The organism is Cedecea sp. AS113 (genome assembly GCF_037152415.1).
Taxonomy (GTDB): Bacteria; Pseudomonadota; Gammaproteobacteria; order Enterobacterales; family Enterobacteriaceae; genus Cedecea.
Genome location: NZ_JBBCMI010000005.1, coordinates 168,432 through 189,370 on the forward strand (window position 1 = coordinate 168,432; position 20,939 = coordinate 189,370).

Here is a 20,939-nt window from a genome sequence, read left to right on the forward strand (position 1 = left end):
AATGGGCTAAACCTATAAAAATGATACAGGCAGAGACACAACCTGTCGCAACGACGGTGCGGAAATGACTTCTGCATGCAGTCAAAAACGTGAGCCTGGAGGCAAAACCATGGAGATGTTGTCAGGAGCCGAGATGGTCGTCCGGTCGTTAATCGATCAGGGCGTAAAACAAGTATTCGGCTATCCGGGAGGCGCAGTACTCGATATTTACGATGCGCTTCATACTATGGGTGGGATCGATCATGTGCTGGTACGCCATGAACAGGCTGCAGTGCATATGGCCGACGGCCTGGCGCGTGCTACGGGAGAAACCGGCGTTGTGCTGGTGACTTCAGGGCCTGGCGCCACAAATGCTATTACCGGCATTGCAACCGCCTACATGGACTCCATTCCGATGGTTGTGTTGTCCGGGCAGGTCGCAACTTCATTGATTGGTTACGACGCCTTTCAGGAATGTGACATGGTCGGTATCTCCCGACCAGTCGTTAAACATAGCTTCCTGGTAAAACAGGTCGAGGACATACCTGGGATCATCAAAAAGGCATTCTGGCTTGCGTCCAGCGGCCGCCCAGGGCCGGTGGTCGTTGATTTACCCAAAGACATCATGAGTCCGCTGAATAAGCTGCCGTATGCCTGGCCAGACGCCGTTAGTATGCGCTCTTACAACCCAACGACGCAGGGCCACAAAGGGCAGATCAAGCGCGCCCTGCAGACGCTGATTGCGGCTAAAAAACCGGTGATGTACGTAGGCGGTGGGGCGATCAATTCAGCCTGCGAGGCAGAATTGTTGACGATTGCCGAAAAGCTCAATATTCCGGTTGTCTCATCGCTGATGGGGCTAGGTGCATTCCCGGCTACACATCGCCAGTCGCTGGGTATGCTGGGCATGCACGGCACCTACGAAGCCAACATGACGATGCATCATTCGGACGTTATCTTTGCCGTTGGCGTTCGCTTTGATGACCGAACCACTAACAATCTCGCTAAATACTGCCCGAATGCAACAGTGCTGCATATTGATATCGACCCTACGTCTATCTCCAAAACAGTTGCGGCGGATATTCCAATTGTGGGGGATGCGCGTCAAGCTCTGACGCAAATGCTGGACTTGCTTACTCAGGAAGACGTTCAGCAATCCGGGGATGATATTCGGGACTGGTGGCAACAGATTGAACAGTGGCGCGCTCGTCACTGCCTTGAGTTCGATCGCCATAGCCAGGCTATCAAGCCGCAGGCTGTTATTGAAACCGCTTATCGCCTGACGAACGGTGATGCTTATGTCACCTCCGATGTGGGCCAGCACCAAATGTTTGCCGCGCTCTATTATCCGTTCGATAAGCCACGCCGTTGGATAAATTCCGGTGGTTTAGGCACGATGGGCTTTGGTCTTCCTGCCGCGCTTGGCGTGAAGATGGCGTTGCCGGATGAAACGGTCATTTGCGTCACCGGCGATGGCAGTATCCAGATGAATATCCAGGAGCTTTCTACCGCGCTGCAGTACGGCTTGTCGGTTCTGGTTTTGAACCTTAACAACCGTTACCTCGGCATGGTGAAACAGTGGCAGGACATGATTTATTCAGGCCGCCACTCTCAGTCTTATATGGAGTCGCTCCCGGACTTTGTTCGCCTGGCTGAAGCTTATGGCCACGTGGGAATTAGTATCACTAAGCCAGAAGAACTGGAAAGCAAACTTGCCGAAGCGCTGGAAACCGTGCGCGGCGGGCGACTTGTGTTTGTCGATGTCACAGTTGACGGTACTGAACACGTTTATCCGATGCAGATTCGCGGTGGCGGTATGGATGAAATGTGGCTAAGCAAAACGGAGAGAACCTGATTATGCGCCGGATATTATCTGTATTACTGGAAAATGAATCAGGTGCGCTGTCCCGGGTCATTGGTCTGTTTTCCCAGCGTGGTTACAACATTGAAAGCCTTACCGTAGCGCCTACTGACGATCCCACGCTTTCTCGTATGACAATCCAAACCGTGGGTGACGAGAAGGTGCTGGAACAGATTGAGAAACAGCTGCACAAGCTAGTGGATGTGTTACGCGTCAGTGAGCTGGGGCAGGGGGCCTACGTTGAGCGTGAAATCATGCTGGTGAAGGTACAGGCCAGCGGATACGGGCGGGAAGAGGTGAAGCGCAGCACGGAAATTTTCCGTGGGCAAATCATTGATGTGACGCCAACGCTTTACACCGTCCAGCTTGCCGGGACCAGCGATAAACTCAATGCGTTCCTTGATACGATCCGTGATGTTGCGAAAATCGTCGAAGTGGCCCGTTCGGGTATTGTTGGCGTTTCGCGTGGCGATAAGATCATGCGTTAGTCCCGAATGTGATCTAATTCACATGCCCGGTAATCACTGCCGGGCTTTTTTTTGCAAATAAGAAAACAAGCGCCTGCAAAAGCGGTTGCCGGAGTTATTATTCTGCGCTTAGATGTGAATGTCGTTAACCATAACCAGAGCATGGGTATGGATCACCTGGAGAGTAAGGGGCTACAGTGAAATTGGATGAAATCGCGCGTCTGGCTGGCGTGTCGCGCACCACGGCAAGCTATGTTATCAACGGAAAAGCAAAACAGTATCGCGTCAGCGATAAAACCGTTGAGAAAGTCATGGCGGTGGTACGCGAGCATAATTACCACCCTAATGCGGTAGCCGCTGGGCTACGTGCAGGACGCACGCGTTCTATTGGGCTGGTGATCCCAGACCTGGAAAACACCAGCTACACCCGTATAGCAAATTACCTTGAGCGTCAGGCTCGCCAGCGCGGCTATCAGTTGCTGATCGCTTGCTCTGAGGATCAACCCGACAACGAAATGCGCTGTATTGAACATCTTCTGCAGCGGCAGGTTGATGCCATTATAGTGTCTACCTCGTTGCCGCCGGAGCATCCTTTTTATCAGCGTTGGGCAAACGATTCGTTCCCGATTATTGCGCTCGACCGTGCGTTAGACCGTGAACACTTCACCAGCGTTGTCGGTGCCGATCAGGACGATGCAGAAATGCTGGCTGAAGAGCTGCGGAAATTCCCTGGTGAAAATATCCTTTACCTTGGTGCATTACCTGAACTGTCCGTGAGTTTCCTGCGTGAGCAAGGGTTCCGTACTGCCTGGAAAGACGATCCTCGTACCGTCAATTATCTCTACGCTAACAGCTATGAGCGTGAGGCTGCCGCTCAGCTTTTTGAAAAGTGGCTGGAAACTCACGAGATGCCTGATGCGCTGTACACAACGTCCTTCGCACTGCTGCAGGGCGTGATGGATGTCACGCTGCGCCGTCAGGGGCGGCTGCCTTCGGAGTTGGCGATCGCCACCTTCGGCGATCATGAGCTGCTGGATTTCCTGCAGTGTCCGGTATTGGCGGTCGCACAGCGTCACCGCGATGTTGCCGAGCGCGTACTGGAACTGGTGCTGGCAAGCCTTGATGAGCCACGTAAGCCGAAGCCTGGGTTGACCCGAATTCGCCGCAATCTTTATCGTCGGGGTAGCTTAAGTCGTTACTGATAAAGAGATCATTATCAGCCACTTAAAGTTAATTAAGATTTTTCCCGTATATTTACCCTTATTTTTTAAGGCAATTAATTAGGCGGGAAAAATCGGGTAAAAAAATCTCCATCGAGAAATAAATCTCTTCTTTGTATTATTTTGTTACACACCAGCAGCTAAGAAATGTTGGATTATTAATCATTAGCAACCTCTCTTTACTTCTGTCTCGCGCCGAGCCAGCGCCAGACGGGCATCTGGCGCTGTTCACTCGCTTTGAAATACCTTAAAATGCCGCCCGCGTCGCAAACTGAGTACTTAATATTTCTCCAGACAAGTATTCGGTCGTTTTAACGCTGTTGATGTTTATTGGTCTTTTTCTTTCAAATATTCATAACGTTAATTTTGCCTCGCTATTGCGGGCTTTTTCACGCCAGCCATTTATCAATCGCTTAGGCGCGGGAATTTATTCCCGTAAGCGGCCTGGCTGGCTTGACAAGGTTTTCCTCCCCTCCGTAAACTCCTTTATGTGGGAATTTGTGGGTTAAAGTGGTGAAATGGGTCATTAAAGGGTGAGGCTGGCATGTTCCGTGGGGCAACGTTAGTCAATCTCGACAGCAAGGGGCGGCTCGCCGTGCCTACCCGTTATAGGGAAAAGCTGATCGAAACCTCAGAAGGTCAGATGGTTTGTACCATCGACATCCATCACCCCTGCCTGCTGCTTTATACCGTTCCTGAGTGGGAAATCATTGAACAAAAGCTTGCCCGTCTGTCGAGCATGAACCCCGCAGAACGCCGCGTACAGCGTCTGTTATTGGGGCATGCCAGTGAATGTCAGATGGATAACGCCGGGCGATTGCTGTTGGCGCCCGTTTTACGGCAGCACGCCGGGCTTACCAAAGAAGTCATGCTGGTCGGCCAGTTCAATAAGTTTGAGCTGTGGGATGAAGCGACCTGGCATCAACAGGTCAAGGAAGATATCGACGCTGAGCAGGGTTCGACAAACACCTTGTCGGATCGTCTGCAGGACTTGTCACTTTAGAAATGATGGAAAATTTTAAACACACTACGGTGCTGCTGGACGAGGCCGTGAACGGCCTGAATATTCGTCCCGACGGCATCTACATTGATGGCACTTTTGGTCGCGGTGGCCATTCACGCCTGATTCTGTCCCAGCTCGGTGAGCAAGGACGGCTGCTGGCGATCGACCGCGATCCGCAGGCGATTGCTGCGGCTGCCGCTATCGATGACCCACGCTTCTCCATCATTCATGGCCCATTCTCTGCGCTTGCAGATTACGCACGTGAGCGCGAACTGGACGGCAAGATCGACGGCATTTTGCTGGATCTCGGCGTCTCTTCTCCTCAACTGGATGATGCAGAACGCGGTTTCTCGTTTATGCGTGATGGGCCGCTGGATATGCGTATGGACCCAACGCGAGGTCAATCCGCTGCCCAATGGTTGATGACGGCGGAAGAGGCCGATATTGCCTGGGTTATTAAAACCTTTGGTGAAGAACGTTTTGGTAAGCGCATTGCACGCGCCATCGTTGAGCGTAACCGGGAAGAGCCGATGACGCGTACCAAAGAGCTGGCGGCCGTCGTCTCTGCCGCCATGCCGGTTAAAGATAAGTTTAAGCACCCGGCTACCCGAACATTTCAGGCTATCCGGATCTGGATCAACAGCGAGCTGGATGAAATTGAAAAAGCGCTGAATGGCTCGCTGGAGGCGTTATCTCCCGGTGGCCGTTTATCGATCATCAGCTTCCATTCTCTGGAAGATCGCATTGTTAAACGCTTCATGCGTGAAAACAGCCGTGGGCCACAGGTCCCAGCCGGTTTACCGATGACGGAAGCACAGCTGAATAAGCTGGGTGGCCGCCAGTTGAAAGCGCTAGGTAAGCTGATGCCAGGTGAAGAAGAGGTGGCGGAAAATCCACGCGCCCGTAGTTCTGTTTTGCGGATTGCGGAGAGGACTAACGCATGATCAATCGGGTGACAGAAACCCTCAGCAGAGTGACGCAGCTCGGCAGCAACGAGCGTCATGCGCTGCCTGCCGTGATTGGTGGCGATCTTCTGCGCCATGGGAAACTGGCACTTTGCTTGTTCGTTGCCATTATTGTGACCGCGGTTTCCGTGGTCACGACGGCGCACCATACTCGTCTGCTCACTGCACAGCGCGAGCAGATGGTACTCGAACGTGATGCGCTGGATATTGAATGGCGCAACCTGATTCTTGAAGAAAATGCGCTCGGCGATCATAGCCGGGTAGAACGGATCGCGACGGAAAAGCTGCAGCTGCAGCATGTCGATCCTTCACAGGAAAACATCGTAGTTCAGCAATAAGGAACAGTGCGGCAGATGAGAGCAGCGGCAAAAACGCTTAAACCAAAACGTCAGGAAGAACAGGCCAACTTTGTGAGTTGGCGTTTTGCGTTGCTCTGCGGTTGCATTCTGTTGGCGCTGGCTTTCCTTCTGGGCCGTGTTGCCTGGCTGCAGATAATCAACCCGGACATGCTGGTACGTCAGGGTGACATGCGTTCATTGCGTGTGCAGGAAGTGTCTACTTCCCGAGGGATGATAAGCGATCGCGCGGGACGTCCTCTTGCGGTTAGCGTACCGGTAAATGCCGTCTGGGCCGACCCGAAAGAATTGCATGACGCTGGCGGAGTCACGCTGGACAACCGCTGGAAAGCGCTAGCCGATGCACTAAAAATGCCTCTCGACCAGCTTTCATCCCGCGTGAACAGCAACCCCAATGGGCGGTTTATTTATCTTGCGCGGCAGGTTAACCCGGATATTGGCGACTACATCAAAAAGCTTAAGCTTCCGGGAATTCACCTTCGCCAGGAATCTCGTCGCTACTACCCATCCGGCGAAGTGACTGCTCACCTCATTGGCTTCACCAACGTGGACAGCGAAGGGATCGAGGGGGTGGAAAAAAGCTTTGATAAATGGCTCACCGGTCAGCCTGGCGAGCGCATTGTGCGTAAAGACCGCTACGGGCGCGTTATCGAAGACATTTCCTCTACCGACAGCCAGGCCGCCCATAACCTGGCTTTGAGCATTGATGAACGCCTACAGGCGCTGGTTTATCGTGAACTGAATAACGCCGTTGCCTTCAACAAAGCCGAATCGGGCAGTGCCGTTTTGGTTGATGTTAATACTGGTGAAGTTCTGGCGATGGCGAACAGCCCGTCCTACAACCCGAACAATCTAACCGGCACGGCAAAAGACGTAATGCGTAACCGCACCATCACCGACGTCTTCGAGCCGGGTTCCACCGTTAAGCCGATGGTGGTAATGACCGCGTTGCAGCGTGGTGTGGTGAATGAAAATAGCGTACTGAATACGATTCCGTACCGCATTAATGGTCATGAGATCAAAGATGTGGCGCGGTACAGCGAATTGACCCTTACCGGGGTATTACAGAAGTCGAGTAACGTCGGTGTTTCTAAGCTGGCGTTAGCGATGCCCTCCTCAGCGTTAGTAGATACTTACTCACGTTTTGGACTGGGAAAAGCGACCAATTTGGGGTTGGTCGGGGAACGCAGTGGCTTATATCCTCAAAAACAACGGTGGTCTGACATAGAGAGGGCCACCTTCTCTTTCGGCTATGGGCTAATGGTAACCCCGTTACAGTTAGCGCGAGTCTACGCAACGATTGGCAGCTACGGCATTTATCGCCCGCTGTCGATAACCAAAGTTGACCCGCCGGTTCCCGGCGAGCGTATCTTTGCTGAATCAACCGTCCGCACCGTGGTGCACATGATGGAAAGCGTGGCGCTTCCCGGCGGCGGCGGCGTGAAGGCGGCCATTAAGGGCTACCGTATTGCGATTAAAACCGGTACTGCGAAAAAAGTCGGGCCGGACGGTAAATACATAAACAAATACATTGCTTACACCGCAGGCGTTGCGCCAGCCAGCCAGCCGCGATTTGCGCTGGTGGTGGTTATCAATGACCCGCAGGGCGGTAAGTATTACGGCGGTGCCGTATCTGCACCTGTGTTCGGTGCCATCATGGGCGGCGTACTGCGCACCATGAACATCGAGCCGGATGCGCTGGCAACCGGTGAGAAAAGCGAATTTGTAATTAATCAGAAAGAGGCATCAGGTGGCAGATCGTAATTTGAGCGACCTTCTTGCTCCGTGGGTAGCCGGGCTACCTGCGAGAGCGCTGCGAGAGATGACACTCGACAGCCGCGTGGCGGCTGCGGGCGATCTTTTTGTGGCCGTGGTCGGTCATCAGGCGGACGGGCGTCGTTATATCCCGCAGGCGATAGCACAGGGTGTGGCTGCCGTGATCGCAGAAGCGGACGGTGAAGCGGCGGATGGCGAAGTTCGCGAGATGCACGGCGTACCGGTCATTTACCTGAGCCAGCTGCATCAGCGCCTGTCTGCATTGGCTGGCCGTTTCTATCATCAACCTTCTGAATCCTTACGTCTGGTTGGTGTCACCGGCACCAACGGCAAAACGACAACGACTCAACTGTTGGCGCAGTGGGCGCAGCTGCTGGGTGAAACCGGCGCAGTGATGGGGACCGTAGGCAATGGCCTGCTCGGGCAGGTTGTGCCGACAGAAAATACCACGGGTTCTGCGGTAGACGTGCAGCACGTGCTGGCGAGCCTGAAGGCTCAAGGTGCAACCTTTGGTGCCATGGAAGTTTCATCCCATGGTCTGGTTCAGCATCGCGTGGCGGCGCTGAAGTTTGCCGCGTCGGTGTTTACCAATTTAAGCCGCGATCACCTTGATTATCACGGTGATATGGCGAATTACGAAGCCGCTAAGTGGCTGTTGTTTTCCGAGCATGACTGCGGTCAGGCAATCATCAACGCCGATGACGAAGTGGGTCACCGCTGGTTGGCGCGCCTGCCGGATGCCGTGGCGGTCACAATGGAAAATAACCTTGAGCCGGGGGCGTATGGGCGCTGGCTGAAAGCGGATGAAGTGGTTTATCACGATGGTGGAGCGACGATTCACTTCAGTTCATCGTGGGGTAATGGCGAAATTGAAAGCCGCCTGATGGGCGCGTTTAACGTCAGTAACCTGCTGTTGGCTTTAGCCACGCTGCTGGCGCTGGGTTATCCGCTCGAAGCATTAATTGCCACAGGTCCGCGTCTGCAACCTGTTTGTGGGCGAATGGAAGTGTTCAGCACTACCGGCAAACCTACCGTGGTAGTGGATTATGCCCACACGCCGGATGCGTTGGAAAAAGCGCTACAGGCAGCTCGTCTGCACTGTTCCGGCAAACTGTGGTGTGTATTCGGCTGTGGCGGCGATCGCGATAAAGGTAAACGGCCAATTATGGGCGGTATTGCCGAACAATATGCCGATGTGGTGGTGGTGACCGATGACAACCCACGCACCGAAGAACCGAAGGCCATCGTCGACGATATCCTGACCGGTATGCTGGATGCAGGCCGTGTGCACGTTGTGCTGGGCCGCGCAGAAGCGGTGACTAACGCGATTATGCAGGCCAAAGAAAATGATGTGGTTCTGCTGGCGGGCAAAGGCCACGAGGACTATCAGATTGTTGGCAACCGTCGTCTGGATTACTCCGACCGCGTTACCGCAGCGCGCCTGCTGGGGGTTGTGGCATGATTCGCGTCTCCCTGAAGCAACTGGCATCCATTCTTAATGGGCAGCTACATGGCGCAGACGCCGACATTATTGATGTCACAACGGATACCCGTAAGCTGACAGCTGGCTGTCTGTTTGTTGCGCTGAAAGGCGAGCGTTTTGATGCCCATGACTTTGCCGCCGATGCGGTGAAAGGCGGGGCAGGCGCATTATTGGTTAACCGTAAGCTGGATATTGATGTTCCCCAACTGGTTGTGGCCGATACCCGCCTTGCATTTGGCGAACTAGGTGCGTGGGTTCGCCAGCAGGTGCCTACTCGCGTTGTGGCGCTAACCGGCTCTTCCGGCAAAACCTCCGTGAAGGAAATGGCGGCATCTATTCTGCGCCAGTGCGGCAACACGCTTTATACAGCTGGCAACCTGAATAACGATATTGGCGTGCCGATGACGCTGCTGCGCCTGACGCCGGAATACGATTATGCCGTTATTGAGCTGGGTGCAAACCACCAGGGGGAAATCGCCTGGACCGTAGGGTTAACCCGCCCGGAAGCGGCTCTGGTAAACAACCTGGCGGCTGCGCATCTTGAAGGGTTTGGTTCTCTGGCGGGCGTAGCGAAAGCTAAAGGCGAGATCTTTACCGGCCTTGCGGCAAACGGTACGGCGATCCTTAACGCAGATAACAACGACTGGCTGAACTGGCAGGCGATCATTGGCGATCGTAAAACCTGGCGCTTCTCACCGAACGCTGCCGGAAGCGATTTCACCGCAACGAATATCCATATCACCTCACACGGTACCGAATTTACTCTGCATACGCCGCAGGGCGATGTTGATGTCATTCTGCCGTTGCCGGGTCGTCACAATATTGCTAACTCGCTGGCGGCTACCGCGCTGGCAATGGCCGTTGGCGCGACGCTCGAAGCAGTAAAAGCAGGGCTTGCTGAGCTTAAAGCCGTGCCGGGCCGCCTGTTCCCTATCCAGCTTGCAGAGAATCAACTGCTGCTGGACGACAGCTACAACGCTAACGTGGGTTCAATGACCGCGGCGGCACAGGTTCTGTCAGAAATGCCGGGTTACCGTGTGATGGTAGTTGGCGATATGGGCGAGCTGGGTGAGGAAGCCGAAGCTTGCCATCGTCAGGTTGGCGAAGCGGCAAAAGCCGCAGGTATTGACCGTGTTTTGAGCGTTGGCGTGTTAAGTAAAACGCTGAGTGACGCATCAGAAGTTGGTGAACATTTTGCCGATAAACAGGCCGTGGTGGCGCGTTTGAAAGCGCTTATCGCGGAACATTCAATTTTAACCATTTTGGTGAAAGGTTCACGTAGTGCGGCCATGGAAGAGGTGGTTCGCGCATTACAGGAGAAACAAGCATGCTAGTTTGGCTGGCCGAACATTTGGTCAAATATTATTCCGGCTTTAACGTCTTTTCCTATCTGACGTTTCGCGCCATCGTCAGCCTGCTGACCGCTCTGTTTATCTCCCTGTGGATGGGACCGCGGATGATCGCGCGTTTACAGCAACTCTCCTTCGGGCAGGTTGTACGTAACGATGGTCCAGAGTCGCACTTTAGCAAGAAAGGAACGCCAACCATGGGCGGGATCATGATCCTGACCGCCATTGTGGTGTCCGTGCTGATGTGGGCTTATCCCTCGAACCCTTACGTCTGGTGCGTGCTGTTCGTACTGATCGGCTTCGGGATTGTTGGCTTTGTCGATGACTACCGCAAAGTGGTTCGTAAGGACACCAAAGGTCTGATTGCTCGCTGGAAATACTTCTGGATGTCGGTGATTGCACTGGTCGTTGCTTTCACAATGTATGCAGCCGGGAAAGGGACGCCAGCAACTGAACTTGTTGTGCCGTTCTTCAAAGACGTGATGCCGCAGCTTGGTTTGTTCTATGTACTGCTGGCGTATTTTGTAATTGTTGGTACCGGTAATGCGGTAAACCTGACGGATGGTCTTGATGGCCTGGCGATTATGCCTACCGTGTTTGTCGCTGCAGGTTTTGCGCTGGTGGCATGGGCTACGGGGAACATGAATTTTGCGGGCTACCTCCACATTCCTTACCTGCGCCATGCGGGTGAACTGGTTATCGTCTGTACGGCGATTGTCGGCGCAGGCCTGGGCTTCCTGTGGTTCAACACATACCCGGCTCAGGTCTTCATGGGCGATGTAGGCTCGTTGGCTCTTGGCGGGGCGCTGGGGACTATCGCGGTACTGCTGCGTCAGGAGTTCCTGCTGGTGATTATGGGTGGCGTGTTCGTCGTTGAAACGCTATCGGTGATCCTGCAGGTGGGCTCGTTCAAGCTCAGAGGGCAGCGTATCTTCCGTATGGCGCCCATTCACCATCACTATGAATTGAAAGGCTGGCCGGAGCCACGCGTGATTGTGCGCTTCTGGATTATTTCGCTGATGCTGGTGCTTATTGGCCTGGCTACGCTGAAGGTTCGCTAAATATGGCAGATTACCAGGGTAAAAATGTTGTCATCATTGGACTGGGCCTGACGGGCCTGTCCTGCGTGGATTTCTTTATTGCGCGCGGCATTACGCCACGCGTAATGGATTCCCGTATCTCCCCTCCTGGTCTTGATAAGCTGTCTGAGAACGTTGATCGTCATACCGGTTCGCTGAATGAGGACTGGTTGCTGGCGGCGGATTTGATTATTGCCAGCCCTGGCGTGGCGCTGGCAACTCCAGCCTTGAGCGCGGCGGTGGATGCCGGGGTCGAGGTCATTGGTGATATAGAGCTGTTTTGCCGAGAGGCCCAGGCGCCGATTGTCGCGATTACCGGCTCCAACGGGAAAAGTACCGTCACCACCCTGGTGGGAGAGATGGCGAAAGCCGCGGGTGTGAACGTGGGCGTTGGCGGAAATATTGGTCTGCCGGCGTTGATGCTGCTGGACAAAGGCTGTGAGCTTTATGTTCTTGAGCTATCAAGCTTCCAGTTGGAAACCACCCATAGCCTGAAGGCTGCGGCGGCGACCGTTCTGAACGTGACGGAAGATCATATGGATCGCTATCCGTTCGGGATGCAGCAATATCGTGCGGCAAAACTGAGCATCTATGAAAATGCCAAAGTTTGCGTGGTCAACGCAGATGACGCATTAACGATGCCGGTACGCGGCGCGGACGAGCGCTGTATCAGCTTCGGTGTGGACGTCGGCGATTATCATCTTAATCGTCAGCAGGGTGACACCTGGCTGCGGGTGAAAGGGGAGAAAATCCTCAACACCAAAGAAATGAAACTGGTTGGGCAGCATAACTACACTAACGCGCTGGCAGCGCTGGCGCTGGCGGATGCGGTGAATCTGCCTCGTTCCAGCAGCCTGAAAGCGTTGACCACCTATACTGGCCTGGCTCATCGCTTCCAACTGGCCTGGGAACGGAATGGCGTTCGCTGGATTAATGACTCTAAAGCCACCAACGTCGGCAGTACTGAAGCCGCGTTAAACGGTCTGCACGTTGAAGGAACACTGCATCTTTTGTTAGGCGGTGACGGCAAGTCTGCCGACTTCTCACCTTTAGCTCGCTACCTGCAGGGTGATCGCGTACGCCTTTACTGCTTTGGCCGTGACGGTGCTGAACTGGCCGAGTTACGCCCGGATATTGCCGAGCGTACAGAAACCATGGAGCAGGCGATGAAGCTTGCCGCGGCCCGTGTGGAATCAGGCGATATGGTGCTGCTCTCTCCAGCCTGCGCGAGTCTCGATCAGTTTAAAAACTTTGAACAACGCGGCGACATGTTTACTCAATTAGCGAAGGAGCTAGGCTGATGCGTTTATCTCTCCCTCGCCTTCGCGTCCCCCGTATTCCAGGGTTTGGTATCCTGGCCTGGGTCGCTTCGGCGTTAAAAGGGTGGGTAATGGGCTCCCGTGAGGCCGACGCCAACAGCATGGTGCTGTATGACCGCACGCTGCTTTGGCTGACCTTAGGCCTTGCTGCGATCGGTTTTATTATGGTGACCTCGGCGTCGATGCCGGTAGGCCAGCGCCTGGCAAACGATCCATTCCTGTTTGCCAAACGCGACGGGCTCTACATCATCGTCGCGTTTGTGCTGGCGATGGTGACGCTGCGCTTGCCGATGGATTTCTGGCAGCGTCACAGCACGGCCATGCTGCTGGCTTCGATCGTGATGCTGCTGATTGTACTGGTCGTCGGTAGCTCGGTTAATGGGGCATCGCGCTGGATTGCTTTCGGCCCGCTGCGTATTCAGCCCGCAGAGTTTTCCAAGCTGTCACTGTTCTGTTATCTCGCCAACTACCTTGTGCGCAAGGTGGATGAAGTTCGAAATAACCTGCGCGGCTTCCTGAAGCCAATGGGCGTGATTCTGGTGATGGCCGTTCTGCTGCTAGCCCAGCCTGACCTTGGTACCGTAGTTGTGCTGTTTGTCACTACGCTGGCGATGTTGTTCCTCGCAGGAGCAAAGCTGTGGCAGTTTATCGCGATCATCGGGATGGGGATCTCGGCAGTTATCCTGCTGATCCTCGCCGAACCTTACCGTATTCGCCGCGTAACGTCGTTCTGGAACCCGTGGGAAGATCCATTCGGCAGCGGCTACCAGTTAACGCAATCACTGATGGCTTTTGGGCGCGGTGAATTGTGGGGACAAGGGCTTGGGAACTCGGTTCAGAAACTGGAATATCTGCCTGAAGCGCACACTGACTTTATCTTCTCGATCATCGGCGAGGAGCTGGGATATATCGGTGTGGTGCTTGCACTTTTGATGGTATTCTTCGTCGCTTTTCGCGCGATGTCCATCGGCAAGCGCGCGCTGGAATTGGATCAGCGTTTCTCCGGTTTCCTGGCGTGTTCTATCGGGATCTGGTTTAGCTTCCAGGCGCTGGTTAACGTTGGCGCTGCGGCGGGGATGTTGCCCACGAAAGGCCTGACGCTGCCGCTTATTAGTTACGGCGGTTCCAGCCTGTTGATTATGTCCACGGCAATCATGCTGTTGTTGAGAATAGATTATGAAACGCGTCTGGCTAAGGCTCAGGCGTTTACACGGAGTGCCAAATGACGGGCAAAGCGAAGCGATTGATGGTGATGGCGGGTGGTACAGGTGGGCATGTTTTCCCAGGCCTGGCCGTTGCCCATAACCTTCGGGCGGAAGGATGGGATATTCGCTGGCTTGGTACTGCAGACCGTATGGAAGCAGATCTGGTGCCGAAAAACGGGATTGAGATCGACTTTATTCGCATTTCTGGCCTGCGCGGCAAAGGCGTAAAGGCCTTGGTGATGGCTCCTGTACGTATTTTTAACGCGTGGCGCCAGGCTCGCGCCATCATGAAAGCTTGGAAGCCGGATGTTGTGCTGGGCATGGGCGGGTATGTTTCCGGACCCGGTGGTCTGGCTGCCTGGTCTCTTGGCATTCCGGTTGTCTTGCATGAACAGAACGGCATTGCCGGTCTGACGAATAAATGGTTGGCAAAGATCGCCACCAAGGTAATGCAAGCCTTTCCCGGTGCATTCCCTGAAGCGGACGTTGTTGGCAATCCGGTGCGGACAGATGTGCTTGCTTTACCGCTGCCGCAAGAGCGTTTTGCCGGAAGAGAAGGTCCGGTTCGCGTGCTGGTTGTCGGCGGTTCTCAGGGCGCTCGAGTGTTGAACCAAACCATGCCGCAGGTCGCGGGGCGTTTAGGTGAATCCGTGACTGTCTGGCACCAAACCGGAAAGGGTGGTCAGGCGGTTGTGCAGCAGGCTTACGCTGAAGCAGGGCAGCCTCAGCACAAGGTCACCGAGTTTATTGATGATATGGCAGCAGCCTACGAATGGGCTGATGTTGTGGTTTGTCGCTCGGGGGCGTTAACCGTGAGTGAAATCGCGGCTGCAGGGTTACCAGCCTTGTTCGTTCCTTTCCAGCACAAAGATCGGCAGCAGTACTGGAATGCGCTGCCGCTGGAAAAAGCGGGCGCCGCGAAAATACTGGAGCAACCGCAGTTTACCGTGGATGCCGTTACCCGTACCCTGGCCGGATGGGACAGAGCAACGCTGCTGGCAATGGCCGAGCGAGCGCGCGCTGCCTCCATTCCTGATGCAACTGAACGTGTAGCAGACGAAGTCAGCGCCGCAGCGCGCGCGTAATACTTGTGGGTGGCAAATTGTCGCCCGTAAATTTGATGTAATGGCGGCATGCCGCTTGCAGGTTTAGAGAATGAATACACAACAACTGGCGAAACTGCGTTCAATTGTGCCTGAGATGCGTCGCGTTCGGCACATTCACTTTGTTGGCATCGGCGGCGCCGGTATGGGCGGTATTGCTGAAGTATTGGCTAACGAAGGTTACCAGATCAGTGGTTCCGATTTGGCGCCGAACCCGGTCACGCAGCAGTTGTCGGCACTGGGTGCCACGATTTATTTCAACCATCGCCCTGAAAATGTGCGCGAGGCAAGCGTGGTTGTTGTTTCTACGGCAATTTCTGCGGATAACCCAGAAATTGTTGCTGCCCACGAAGCGCGTATTCCGGTCATCCGTCGTGCTGAAATGCTGGCTGAACTGATGCGTTTCCGTCACGGCATTGCGATTGCGGGGACGCATGGCAAAACCACGACAACGGCGATGGTATCGAGCATTTATGCCGAAGCGGGCCTGGATCCAACGTTTGTAAATGGTGGTCTGGTGAAAGCCGCAGGTGTCCATGCCCGCCTGGGCAACAGTCGCTACCTGATTGCAGAGGCTGACGAAAGCGATGCTTCGTTCCTGCACCTGCAGCCGATGGTCTCTATTGTGACCAATATCGAAGCCGATCATATGGATACTTACCAGGGCGACTTCGAAAATTTAAAGCAGACGTTTATTAATTTCCTGCACAACTTGCCGTTTTATGGACGTGCGGTGATGTGCGTAGACGATCCGGTGATTCGTGAGCTTCTGCCGCGCGTGGGTCGTCAAATCACCACATATGGCTTTAGCGACGACGCGGATGTGCGCGTTGAAAATTATCAGCAAAAGGGCGCTCAGGGCTTTTTCACCATTGTGCGTCAGGACAAGCCTGAGATGCATGTGGTGCTGAATGCGCCAGGCCGCCATAACGCGCTGAATGCGGCTGCCGCGGTTGCCGTCGCGACGGAAGAGGGCATCGAAGACGACGCTATTTTGCGTGCGCTCGAAAGCTTCCAGGGGACGGGGCGCCGTTTCGATTTCCTGGGCGAATATCCGCTGGCACCGGTAAACGGCAAAGCGGGTACCGCTATGCTGGTGGACGACTATGGCCACCACCCGACGGAAGTGGATGCCACCATTAAGGCGGCGCGTGCAGGCTGGCCGGATAAAAATCTGGTGATGATTTTCCAGCCACACCGCTATACGCGTACGCGTGATTTGTATGATGACTTTGCTGGGGTGCTGTCCCAGGTTGACTCCCTGGTGATGCTGGAAGTTTATCCTGCAGGTGAAGCACCCATTCCTGGTGCGGATAGCCGTTCTTTATGCCGCACCATTCGCGGCCGTGGCAAAGTTGACCCTATTTTAGTTTCCGATCATGCGGAAGTGGCGGAAATTTTAGCTCCTGTGTTGACGGGAAATGATTTGATCCTCGTTCAAGGTGCCGGGAATATCGGCAAAATCGCCCGAAACCTGGCTGAAATCAAATTGCAGCCTCAAACTAAAGAGGAAGGGCGTCATGGCTGATAAGATCGCCGTTCTTCTGGGAGGAACCTCTGCCGAGCGCGAGGTCTCTCTGCAATCCGGCAGCGCAGTGCTGGCGGGATTAAAAGAAGCGGGTATTGATGCACATGCTTTTGATCCACAAAGCGAGTCTGTACTTGAGCTGAAGGCTCAGGGGTTTGACAAGGTTTTTATCGCGCTGCACGGTCGCGGGGGTGAAGACGGGACTTTGCAAGGGCTGTTGGAGTTCCTTCAACTGCCTTATACCGGCAGCGGCGTTATGGCTTCGGCGATAACGATGGATAAGCTGCGCAGCAAACTGCTGTGGCAGGGGGCAGGTTTACCCGTTGCACCATGGGTTGCCGTCAACCGTCAGGATTTTGCAGCAGGCCTGAGCGCAGCGCTGGTTGAGCGTGTTACTGCATTAGGTTTACCGGTTATCGTCAAGCCGAGCCGTGAAGGTTCCAGCGTAGGTATGTCTAAGGTGGACAGCGTAGATGTGCTGCCAGCCGCGCTTGAGCTGGCCTTCGAGCATGACGAAGAAGTGCTGATTGAAAAATGGTTGAGTGGCCCGGAGTATACGGTTGCGATTTTAGGCGAGGAAATTTTACCGTCTATTCGGATCCAACCTGCTGGAACCTTCTATGATTATGAAGCGAAGTATCTCTCTGATGAAACTCAATATTTCTGCCCCGGTGGATTAATTGAACAAAGAGAGCAGGAATTGCAGACATTAGTTCTGCAGGCCTGGCAGATTCTCGGCTGTAGCGGCTGGGGCCGGGTCGATGTGATGCTGGATAGCGATGGTCAGTTTTATCTGTTAGAAGTGAACACTTCTCCGGGGATGACCAGCCACAGCCTTGTGCCGATGGCGGCTCGCCAGGCGGGAATGAGCTTCTCACAATTGGTTGTACGTATTTTGGAACTGGCGGACTGATATGTCGCAGGCTGCACTGAATGCGCGTAATCGTGCCGAGGAAAATGCCAGCGCTCGGCGCAGCAACGGCTCCCGTCTGGCAGGGATGATTTTCCTGGGCGCGGTATTGTTGAGCGTGTTTATCGGCGGTTGGATTGTGGTGGGCTGGATGGAAGATGCCCAGCGTTTACCACTCTCCAGGCTGGTGGTAACCGGGGAGCGGCACTACACACGTAATGATGATATACGCCAGTCTATTCTGGCCCTGGGGCCTCCGGGTACTTTTATGACCCAGGATGTGAATATCATCCAACAGCAGATAGAACGCTTGCCCTGGATCAAGCAGGCAAGCGTTAGAAAGCAGTGGCCGGACGAATTGAAGATTCATCTGGTTGAATATGTGCCGATAGCACGTTGGAATGACCAGCATATGGTTGACGCAGAGGGAAATTCCTTCAGCGTACCAGCAGAACGCACCAGCAAGCAGACTTTGCCGATGCTTTCCGGCCCGGAAGGCAGCGAAAACGAAGTTCTGCAAGGTTACCGTGACATGGGCGTGGTGCTGGCAAAGGATAAATTTACGTTGAAACAAGCGGCTATGACCGCTCGTCGCTCCTGGCAGTTGACGCTGAATAACGGAATTAAGCTCAACCTTGGTCGGGGCGACACGATGAAACGTCTGGATCGTTTTGTAGAACTGTACCCGGTTCTGCAGCAGCAGGCGCAGGCTGATAACAAACGGATCAGTTATGTCGACCTGCGATACGATTCAGGCGCCGCGGTAGGTTGGGAGGCACTTCCTCCTCCGGTACCTAATCCGAATCAGCAACAGAATCAGGCACAGGCAGAACAACGATGATCAAGGCGACGGACAGAAAACTGGTAGTTGGACTGGAGATTGGCACCGCGAAGGTTGCCGCTTTAGTAGGGGAAGTTCTGCCCGACGGTATGGTCAATATTATTGGCGTGGGCAGCTGCCCTTCGCGTGGTATGGACAAAGGCGGAGTAAACGACCTTGAGTCGGTGGTTAAATGCGTTCAACGGGCGATTGACCAGGCTGAATTGATGGCAGACTGCCAGATATCTTCAGTTTACCTGGCGCTGTCCGGCAAGCATATCAGCTGCCAAAACGAGATAGGCATGGTGCCGATTTCGGAAGAGGAAGTGACGCAAGAAGATGTTGAAAATGTGGTGCATACGGCAAAATCAGTGCGTGTTCGCGATGAACACCGCGTTCTGCATGTGATTCCGCAGGAATACGCTATTGATTACCAGGAAGGGATCAAAAATCCGGTAGGCCTGTCCGGCGTCCGTATGCAGGCGAAAGTGCATCTGATTACCTGCCATAACGATATGGCAAAAAACATCGTTAAAGCGGTTGAACGTTGTGGTTTGAAAGTTGACCAATTAATTTTCGCCGGTCTGGCCGCAAGCTACGCGGTACTGACCGAAGATGAACGCGAGCTGGGTGTCTGTGTTGTGGACATCGGCGGTGGTACCATGGATATGGCGGTGTATACCGGCGGTGCGCTGCGTCACACCAAAGTTATCCCTTATGCAGGGAACGTGGTTACCAGCGATATCGCCTATGCGTTCGGAACGCCACCGAGCGATGCTGAGGCGATTAAAGTTCGCCATGGTTGTGCCCTGGGATCTATCGTCGGCAAAGACGAGAACGTTGAGGTTCCGAGCGTGGGTGGACGCCCACCACGCAGTCTTCAGCGTCAGACGCTGGCTGAAGTGATTGAGCCTCGTTACACCGAGCTGCTCAACCTGGTCAATGAAGAGATTTTGCAGTTACAGGAGCAGCTTCGCCAGCAGGGTGTGAAACATCATCTGGCGGCGGGGATTGTGTTAACCGGCGGCGCGGCACAAATTGAAGGCCTGGCAGCCTGTGCTCAGCGTGTGTTCCATACGCAGGTGCGTATCGGTCAGCCGTTGAATATTACTGGCCTTACTGATTATGCCCAGGAGTCGTATTACTCGACCGCAGTAGGGTTGCTGCACTACGGGAAAGAGTCACATCTCAGTGGTGAAGCAGAAGTGGAAAAAAGGACCTCTGTTGGCTCATGGTTTAAGCGACTGAACAGCTGGCTGAGAAAAGAATTTTAATTTTTATAAGAGACCGGAGACAATTAGCGGTCTCAGGCGACAGGCACAAAACGGAGAGAAACTATGTTTGAACCTATGGAACTGACCAACGACGCGGTGATTAAAGTCATCGGCGTCGGTGGCGGCGGCGGTAACGCCGTTGAACACATGGTGCGTGAACGCATCGAAGGCGTTGAATTCTTTGCGGTGAACACTGACGCTCAGGCACTGCGTAAAACCGCTGTCGGCCAGACGATCCAGATCGGTAATGGGATCACTAAAGGTCTGGGCGCAGGCGCAAATCCAGAAGTGGGTCGTAACGCTGCGGAAGAAGACCGCGAAGCTTTACGCGCTGCGCTGGACGGGGCAGACATGGTGTTCATCGCTGCTGGTATGGGCGGTGGTACCGGTACGGGTGCTGCTCCTGTTGTTGCCGAAGTAGCTAAAGATTTGGGTATCCTGACCGTTGCCGTCGTGACTAAGCCTTTCAACTTTGAAGGCAAGAAGCGTATGGCTTTCGCGGAGCAGGGTATCGCCGAGCTGTCTAAGCACGTTGACTCCTTGATCACTATCCCGAATGACAAGCTGCTGAAAGTGCTGGGACGCGGCATTTCTCTGCTTGACGCATTTGGTGCGGCAAACGACGTACTGAAAGGCGCCGTGCAGGGTATTGCCGAGCTGATTACTCGTCCGGGCCTGATGAACGTTGACTTCGCGGACGTGCGTACGGTTATGTCCGAAATGGGCTATGCCATGATGGGCTCCGGCGTTGCCAGCGGCGAAGACCGTGCTGAAGAAGCGGCAGAAATGGCTATCTCCAGCCCGCTGCTGGAAGATATCGACCTGTCTGGCGCTCGTGGCGTGTTGGTTAACATCACCGCTGGCTTCGACCTGCGTCTGGATGAGTTCGAAACCGTGGGTAACACCATTCGTGCGTTCGCATCTGACAACGCAACTGTGGTTATCGGCACTTCTCTGGATCCAGAGATGAACGACGAACTGCGCGTAACTGTTGTTGCTACTGGGATCGGCATGGACAAACGTCCTGAGATCACCCTGGTGACTAACAAGCAGGTACAGCAGCCAGTGATGGATCGCTACCAGCAGCACGGTATGGCTCCGCTGACGCAAGAGCAAAAGCCGGCCGCGAAAGTGGTGAACGACAACACACCGCAGACGGCGAAAGAGCCTGATTATCTGGATATTCCAGCGTTCCTGCGTAAGCAAGCTGATTAAGAATAAACCGGAAGTTGGGAATATTCG

Annotated in this window: 18 protein-coding genes; all 18 read left to right on the plus strand. The window is 54.3% G+C overall.

The features are described 5' to 3' along the window. The first annotated feature begins 109 nt into the window (after positions 1-109). The 18 genes from ilvI (at position 110) to ftsZ (ending at position 20,912) form a co-directional block, all read left to right on the plus strand. Entirely contained in the window at positions 110-1,834 is a 1,725-nt protein-coding gene (gene ilvI / locus WFN87_RS08050; protein WP_336982835.1) for an acetolactate synthase 3 large subunit, read from the plus strand. A 2-nt stretch (positions 1,835-1,836) separates the two neighbouring features. Next, positions 1,837-2,328 carry an acetolactate synthase small subunit gene (ilvN, locus tag WFN87_RS08055; protein WP_008461768.1) on the plus strand — a complete coding sequence of 164 codons (492 nt, stop codon included), beginning with the start codon at positions 1,837-1,839 and terminating at the stop codon, positions 2,326-2,328. A 176-nt stretch (positions 2,329-2,504) separates the two neighbouring features. After that, the gene (gene cra, locus WFN87_RS08060; RefSeq protein WP_008461770.1) at positions 2,505-3,509 is read left to right on the plus strand and encodes a catabolite repressor/activator; all 1,005 of its coding nucleotides are present in this window, start codon (positions 2,505-2,507) and stop codon (positions 3,507-3,509) included. A gap of 562 nt (positions 3,510-4,071) precedes the next feature. Beyond that, positions 4,072-4,530 (plus strand): division/cell wall cluster transcriptional repressor MraZ, encoded by a 459-nt coding sequence (mraZ, locus tag WFN87_RS08065; protein ID WP_008461772.1) that lies wholly within the window; start codon positions 4,072-4,074, stop codon positions 4,528-4,530. Between the two features lie 2 nt (positions 4,531-4,532). Next, positions 4,533-5,474 carry a 16S rRNA (cytosine(1402)-N(4))-methyltransferase RsmH gene (gene rsmH / locus WFN87_RS08070; protein WP_039300407.1) on the plus strand — a complete coding sequence of 314 codons (942 nt, stop codon included), beginning with the start codon at positions 4,533-4,535 and terminating at the stop codon, positions 5,472-5,474. Continuing rightward, the gene (ftsL, locus tag WFN87_RS08075; RefSeq protein ID WP_008461776.1) at positions 5,471-5,833 is read left to right on the plus strand and encodes a cell division protein FtsL; all 363 of its coding nucleotides are present in this window, start codon (positions 5,471-5,473) and stop codon (positions 5,831-5,833) included. The genes rsmH and ftsL overlap by 4 nt, the downstream gene beginning before the upstream one ends. Positions 5,834-5,848: 15 nt before the next feature. Beyond that, positions 5,849-7,615, plus strand: coding sequence for a peptidoglycan glycosyltransferase FtsI (locus WFN87_RS08080; RefSeq protein ID WP_008461778.1), 1,767 nt, complete (start codon positions 5,849-5,851; stop codon positions 7,613-7,615). Further along, on the plus strand, positions 7,602-9,089 hold the full coding sequence (gene murE, locus WFN87_RS08085; protein WP_336982838.1) for a UDP-N-acetylmuramoyl-L-alanyl-D-glutamate--2,6-diaminopimelate ligase: 1,488 nt from the start codon (positions 7,602-7,604) through the stop codon (positions 9,087-9,089). The genes WFN87_RS08080 and murE overlap by 14 nt, the downstream gene beginning before the upstream one ends. Beyond that, positions 9,086-10,444 (plus strand): UDP-N-acetylmuramoyl-tripeptide--D-alanyl-D-alanine ligase, encoded by a 1,359-nt coding sequence (murF, locus tag WFN87_RS08090; RefSeq protein ID WP_166993539.1) that lies wholly within the window; start codon positions 9,086-9,088, stop codon positions 10,442-10,444. The genes murE and murF overlap by 4 nt, the downstream gene beginning before the upstream one ends. Further along, entirely contained in the window at positions 10,438-11,520 is a 1,083-nt protein-coding gene (gene mraY / locus WFN87_RS08095) for a phospho-N-acetylmuramoyl-pentapeptide-transferase (RefSeq protein WP_039290277.1), read from the plus strand. The genes murF and mraY overlap by 7 nt, the downstream gene beginning before the upstream one ends. A gap of 2 nt (positions 11,521-11,522) precedes the next feature. Continuing rightward, the gene (gene murD, locus WFN87_RS08100; protein WP_336982840.1) at positions 11,523-12,839 is read left to right on the plus strand and encodes a UDP-N-acetylmuramoyl-L-alanine--D-glutamate ligase; all 1,317 of its coding nucleotides are present in this window, start codon (positions 11,523-11,525) and stop codon (positions 12,837-12,839) included. Next, on the plus strand, positions 12,839-14,083 hold the full coding sequence (gene ftsW / locus WFN87_RS08105; RefSeq protein ID WP_039290282.1) for a cell division protein FtsW: 1,245 nt from the start codon (positions 12,839-12,841) through the stop codon (positions 14,081-14,083). The genes murD and ftsW overlap by 1 nt, the downstream gene beginning before the upstream one ends. Continuing rightward, a complete protein-coding gene (gene murG / locus WFN87_RS08110) occupies positions 14,080-15,147 on the plus strand; it encodes an undecaprenyldiphospho-muramoylpentapeptide beta-N-acetylglucosaminyltransferase (RefSeq protein WP_336982841.1) in 1,068 nt (355 codons plus the stop codon). Before ftsW ends, murG begins: the two co-directional genes overlap by 4 nt. 70 nt (positions 15,148-15,217) lie before the next feature. After that, a complete protein-coding gene (gene murC / locus WFN87_RS08115) occupies positions 15,218-16,693 on the plus strand; it encodes a UDP-N-acetylmuramate--L-alanine ligase (protein ID WP_008461793.1) in 1,476 nt (491 codons plus the stop codon). Beyond that, positions 16,686-17,606 carry a D-alanine--D-alanine ligase gene (locus tag WFN87_RS08120; RefSeq protein WP_336982842.1) on the plus strand — a complete coding sequence of 307 codons (921 nt, stop codon included), beginning with the start codon at positions 16,686-16,688 and terminating at the stop codon, positions 17,604-17,606. Before murC ends, WFN87_RS08120 begins: the two co-directional genes overlap by 8 nt. A gap of 1 nt (position 17,607) precedes the next feature. Next, the gene (ftsQ, locus tag WFN87_RS08125) at positions 17,608-18,444 is read left to right on the plus strand and encodes a cell division protein FtsQ (protein ID WP_008461795.1); all 837 of its coding nucleotides are present in this window, start codon (positions 17,608-17,610) and stop codon (positions 18,442-18,444) included. Then, on the plus strand, positions 18,441-19,697 hold the full coding sequence (gene ftsA, locus WFN87_RS08130; RefSeq protein ID WP_008461798.1) for a cell division protein FtsA: 1,257 nt from the start codon (positions 18,441-18,443) through the stop codon (positions 19,695-19,697). Before ftsQ ends, ftsA begins: the two co-directional genes overlap by 4 nt. Positions 19,698-19,760: 63 nt before the next feature. After that, entirely contained in the window at positions 19,761-20,912 is a 1,152-nt protein-coding gene (gene ftsZ / locus WFN87_RS08135) for a cell division protein FtsZ (RefSeq protein ID WP_008461800.1), read from the plus strand. The last annotated feature ends 27 nt before the right edge of the window (positions 20,913-20,939 follow it).

Coding starts and splice junctions, on each gene's coding strand:
- ilvI (WP_336982835.1), top strand. CDS start 110: ATGGAGATGTTGTCAGGAGCCGAGATGGTCGTCCGGTCGTTAATCGAT.
- ilvN (WP_008461768.1), top strand. CDS start 1,837: ATGCGCCGGATATTATCTGTATTACTGGAAAATGAATCAGGTGCGCTG.
- mraZ (WP_008461772.1), top strand. CDS start 4,072: ATGTTCCGTGGGGCAACGTTAGTCAATCTCGACAGCAAGGGGCGGCTC.
- rsmH (WP_039300407.1), top strand. CDS start 4,533: ATGATGGAAAATTTTAAACACACTACGGTGCTGCTGGACGAGGCCGTG.
- ftsL (WP_008461776.1), top strand. CDS start 5,471: ATGATCAATCGGGTGACAGAAACCCTCAGCAGAGTGACGCAGCTCGGC.
- WFN87_RS08080 (WP_008461778.1), top strand. CDS start 5,849: ATGAGAGCAGCGGCAAAAACGCTTAAACCAAAACGTCAGGAAGAACAG.
- murF (WP_166993539.1), top strand. CDS start 9,086: ATGATTCGCGTCTCCCTGAAGCAACTGGCATCCATTCTTAATGGGCAG.
- mraY (WP_039290277.1), top strand. CDS start 10,438: ATGCTAGTTTGGCTGGCCGAACATTTGGTCAAATATTATTCCGGCTTT.
- murD (WP_336982840.1), top strand. CDS start 11,523: ATGGCAGATTACCAGGGTAAAAATGTTGTCATCATTGGACTGGGCCTG.
- ftsW (WP_039290282.1), top strand. CDS start 12,839: ATGCGTTTATCTCTCCCTCGCCTTCGCGTCCCCCGTATTCCAGGGTTT.
- murG (WP_336982841.1), top strand. CDS start 14,080: ATGACGGGCAAAGCGAAGCGATTGATGGTGATGGCGGGTGGTACAGGT.
- murC (WP_008461793.1), top strand. CDS start 15,218: ATGAATACACAACAACTGGCGAAACTGCGTTCAATTGTGCCTGAGATG.
- WFN87_RS08120 (WP_336982842.1), top strand. CDS start 16,686: ATGGCTGATAAGATCGCCGTTCTTCTGGGAGGAACCTCTGCCGAGCGC.
- ftsQ (WP_008461795.1), top strand. CDS start 17,608: ATGTCGCAGGCTGCACTGAATGCGCGTAATCGTGCCGAGGAAAATGCC.
- ftsA (WP_008461798.1), top strand. CDS start 18,441: ATGATCAAGGCGACGGACAGAAAACTGGTAGTTGGACTGGAGATTGGC.
- ftsZ (WP_008461800.1), top strand. CDS start 19,761: ATGTTTGAACCTATGGAACTGACCAACGACGCGGTGATTAAAGTCATC.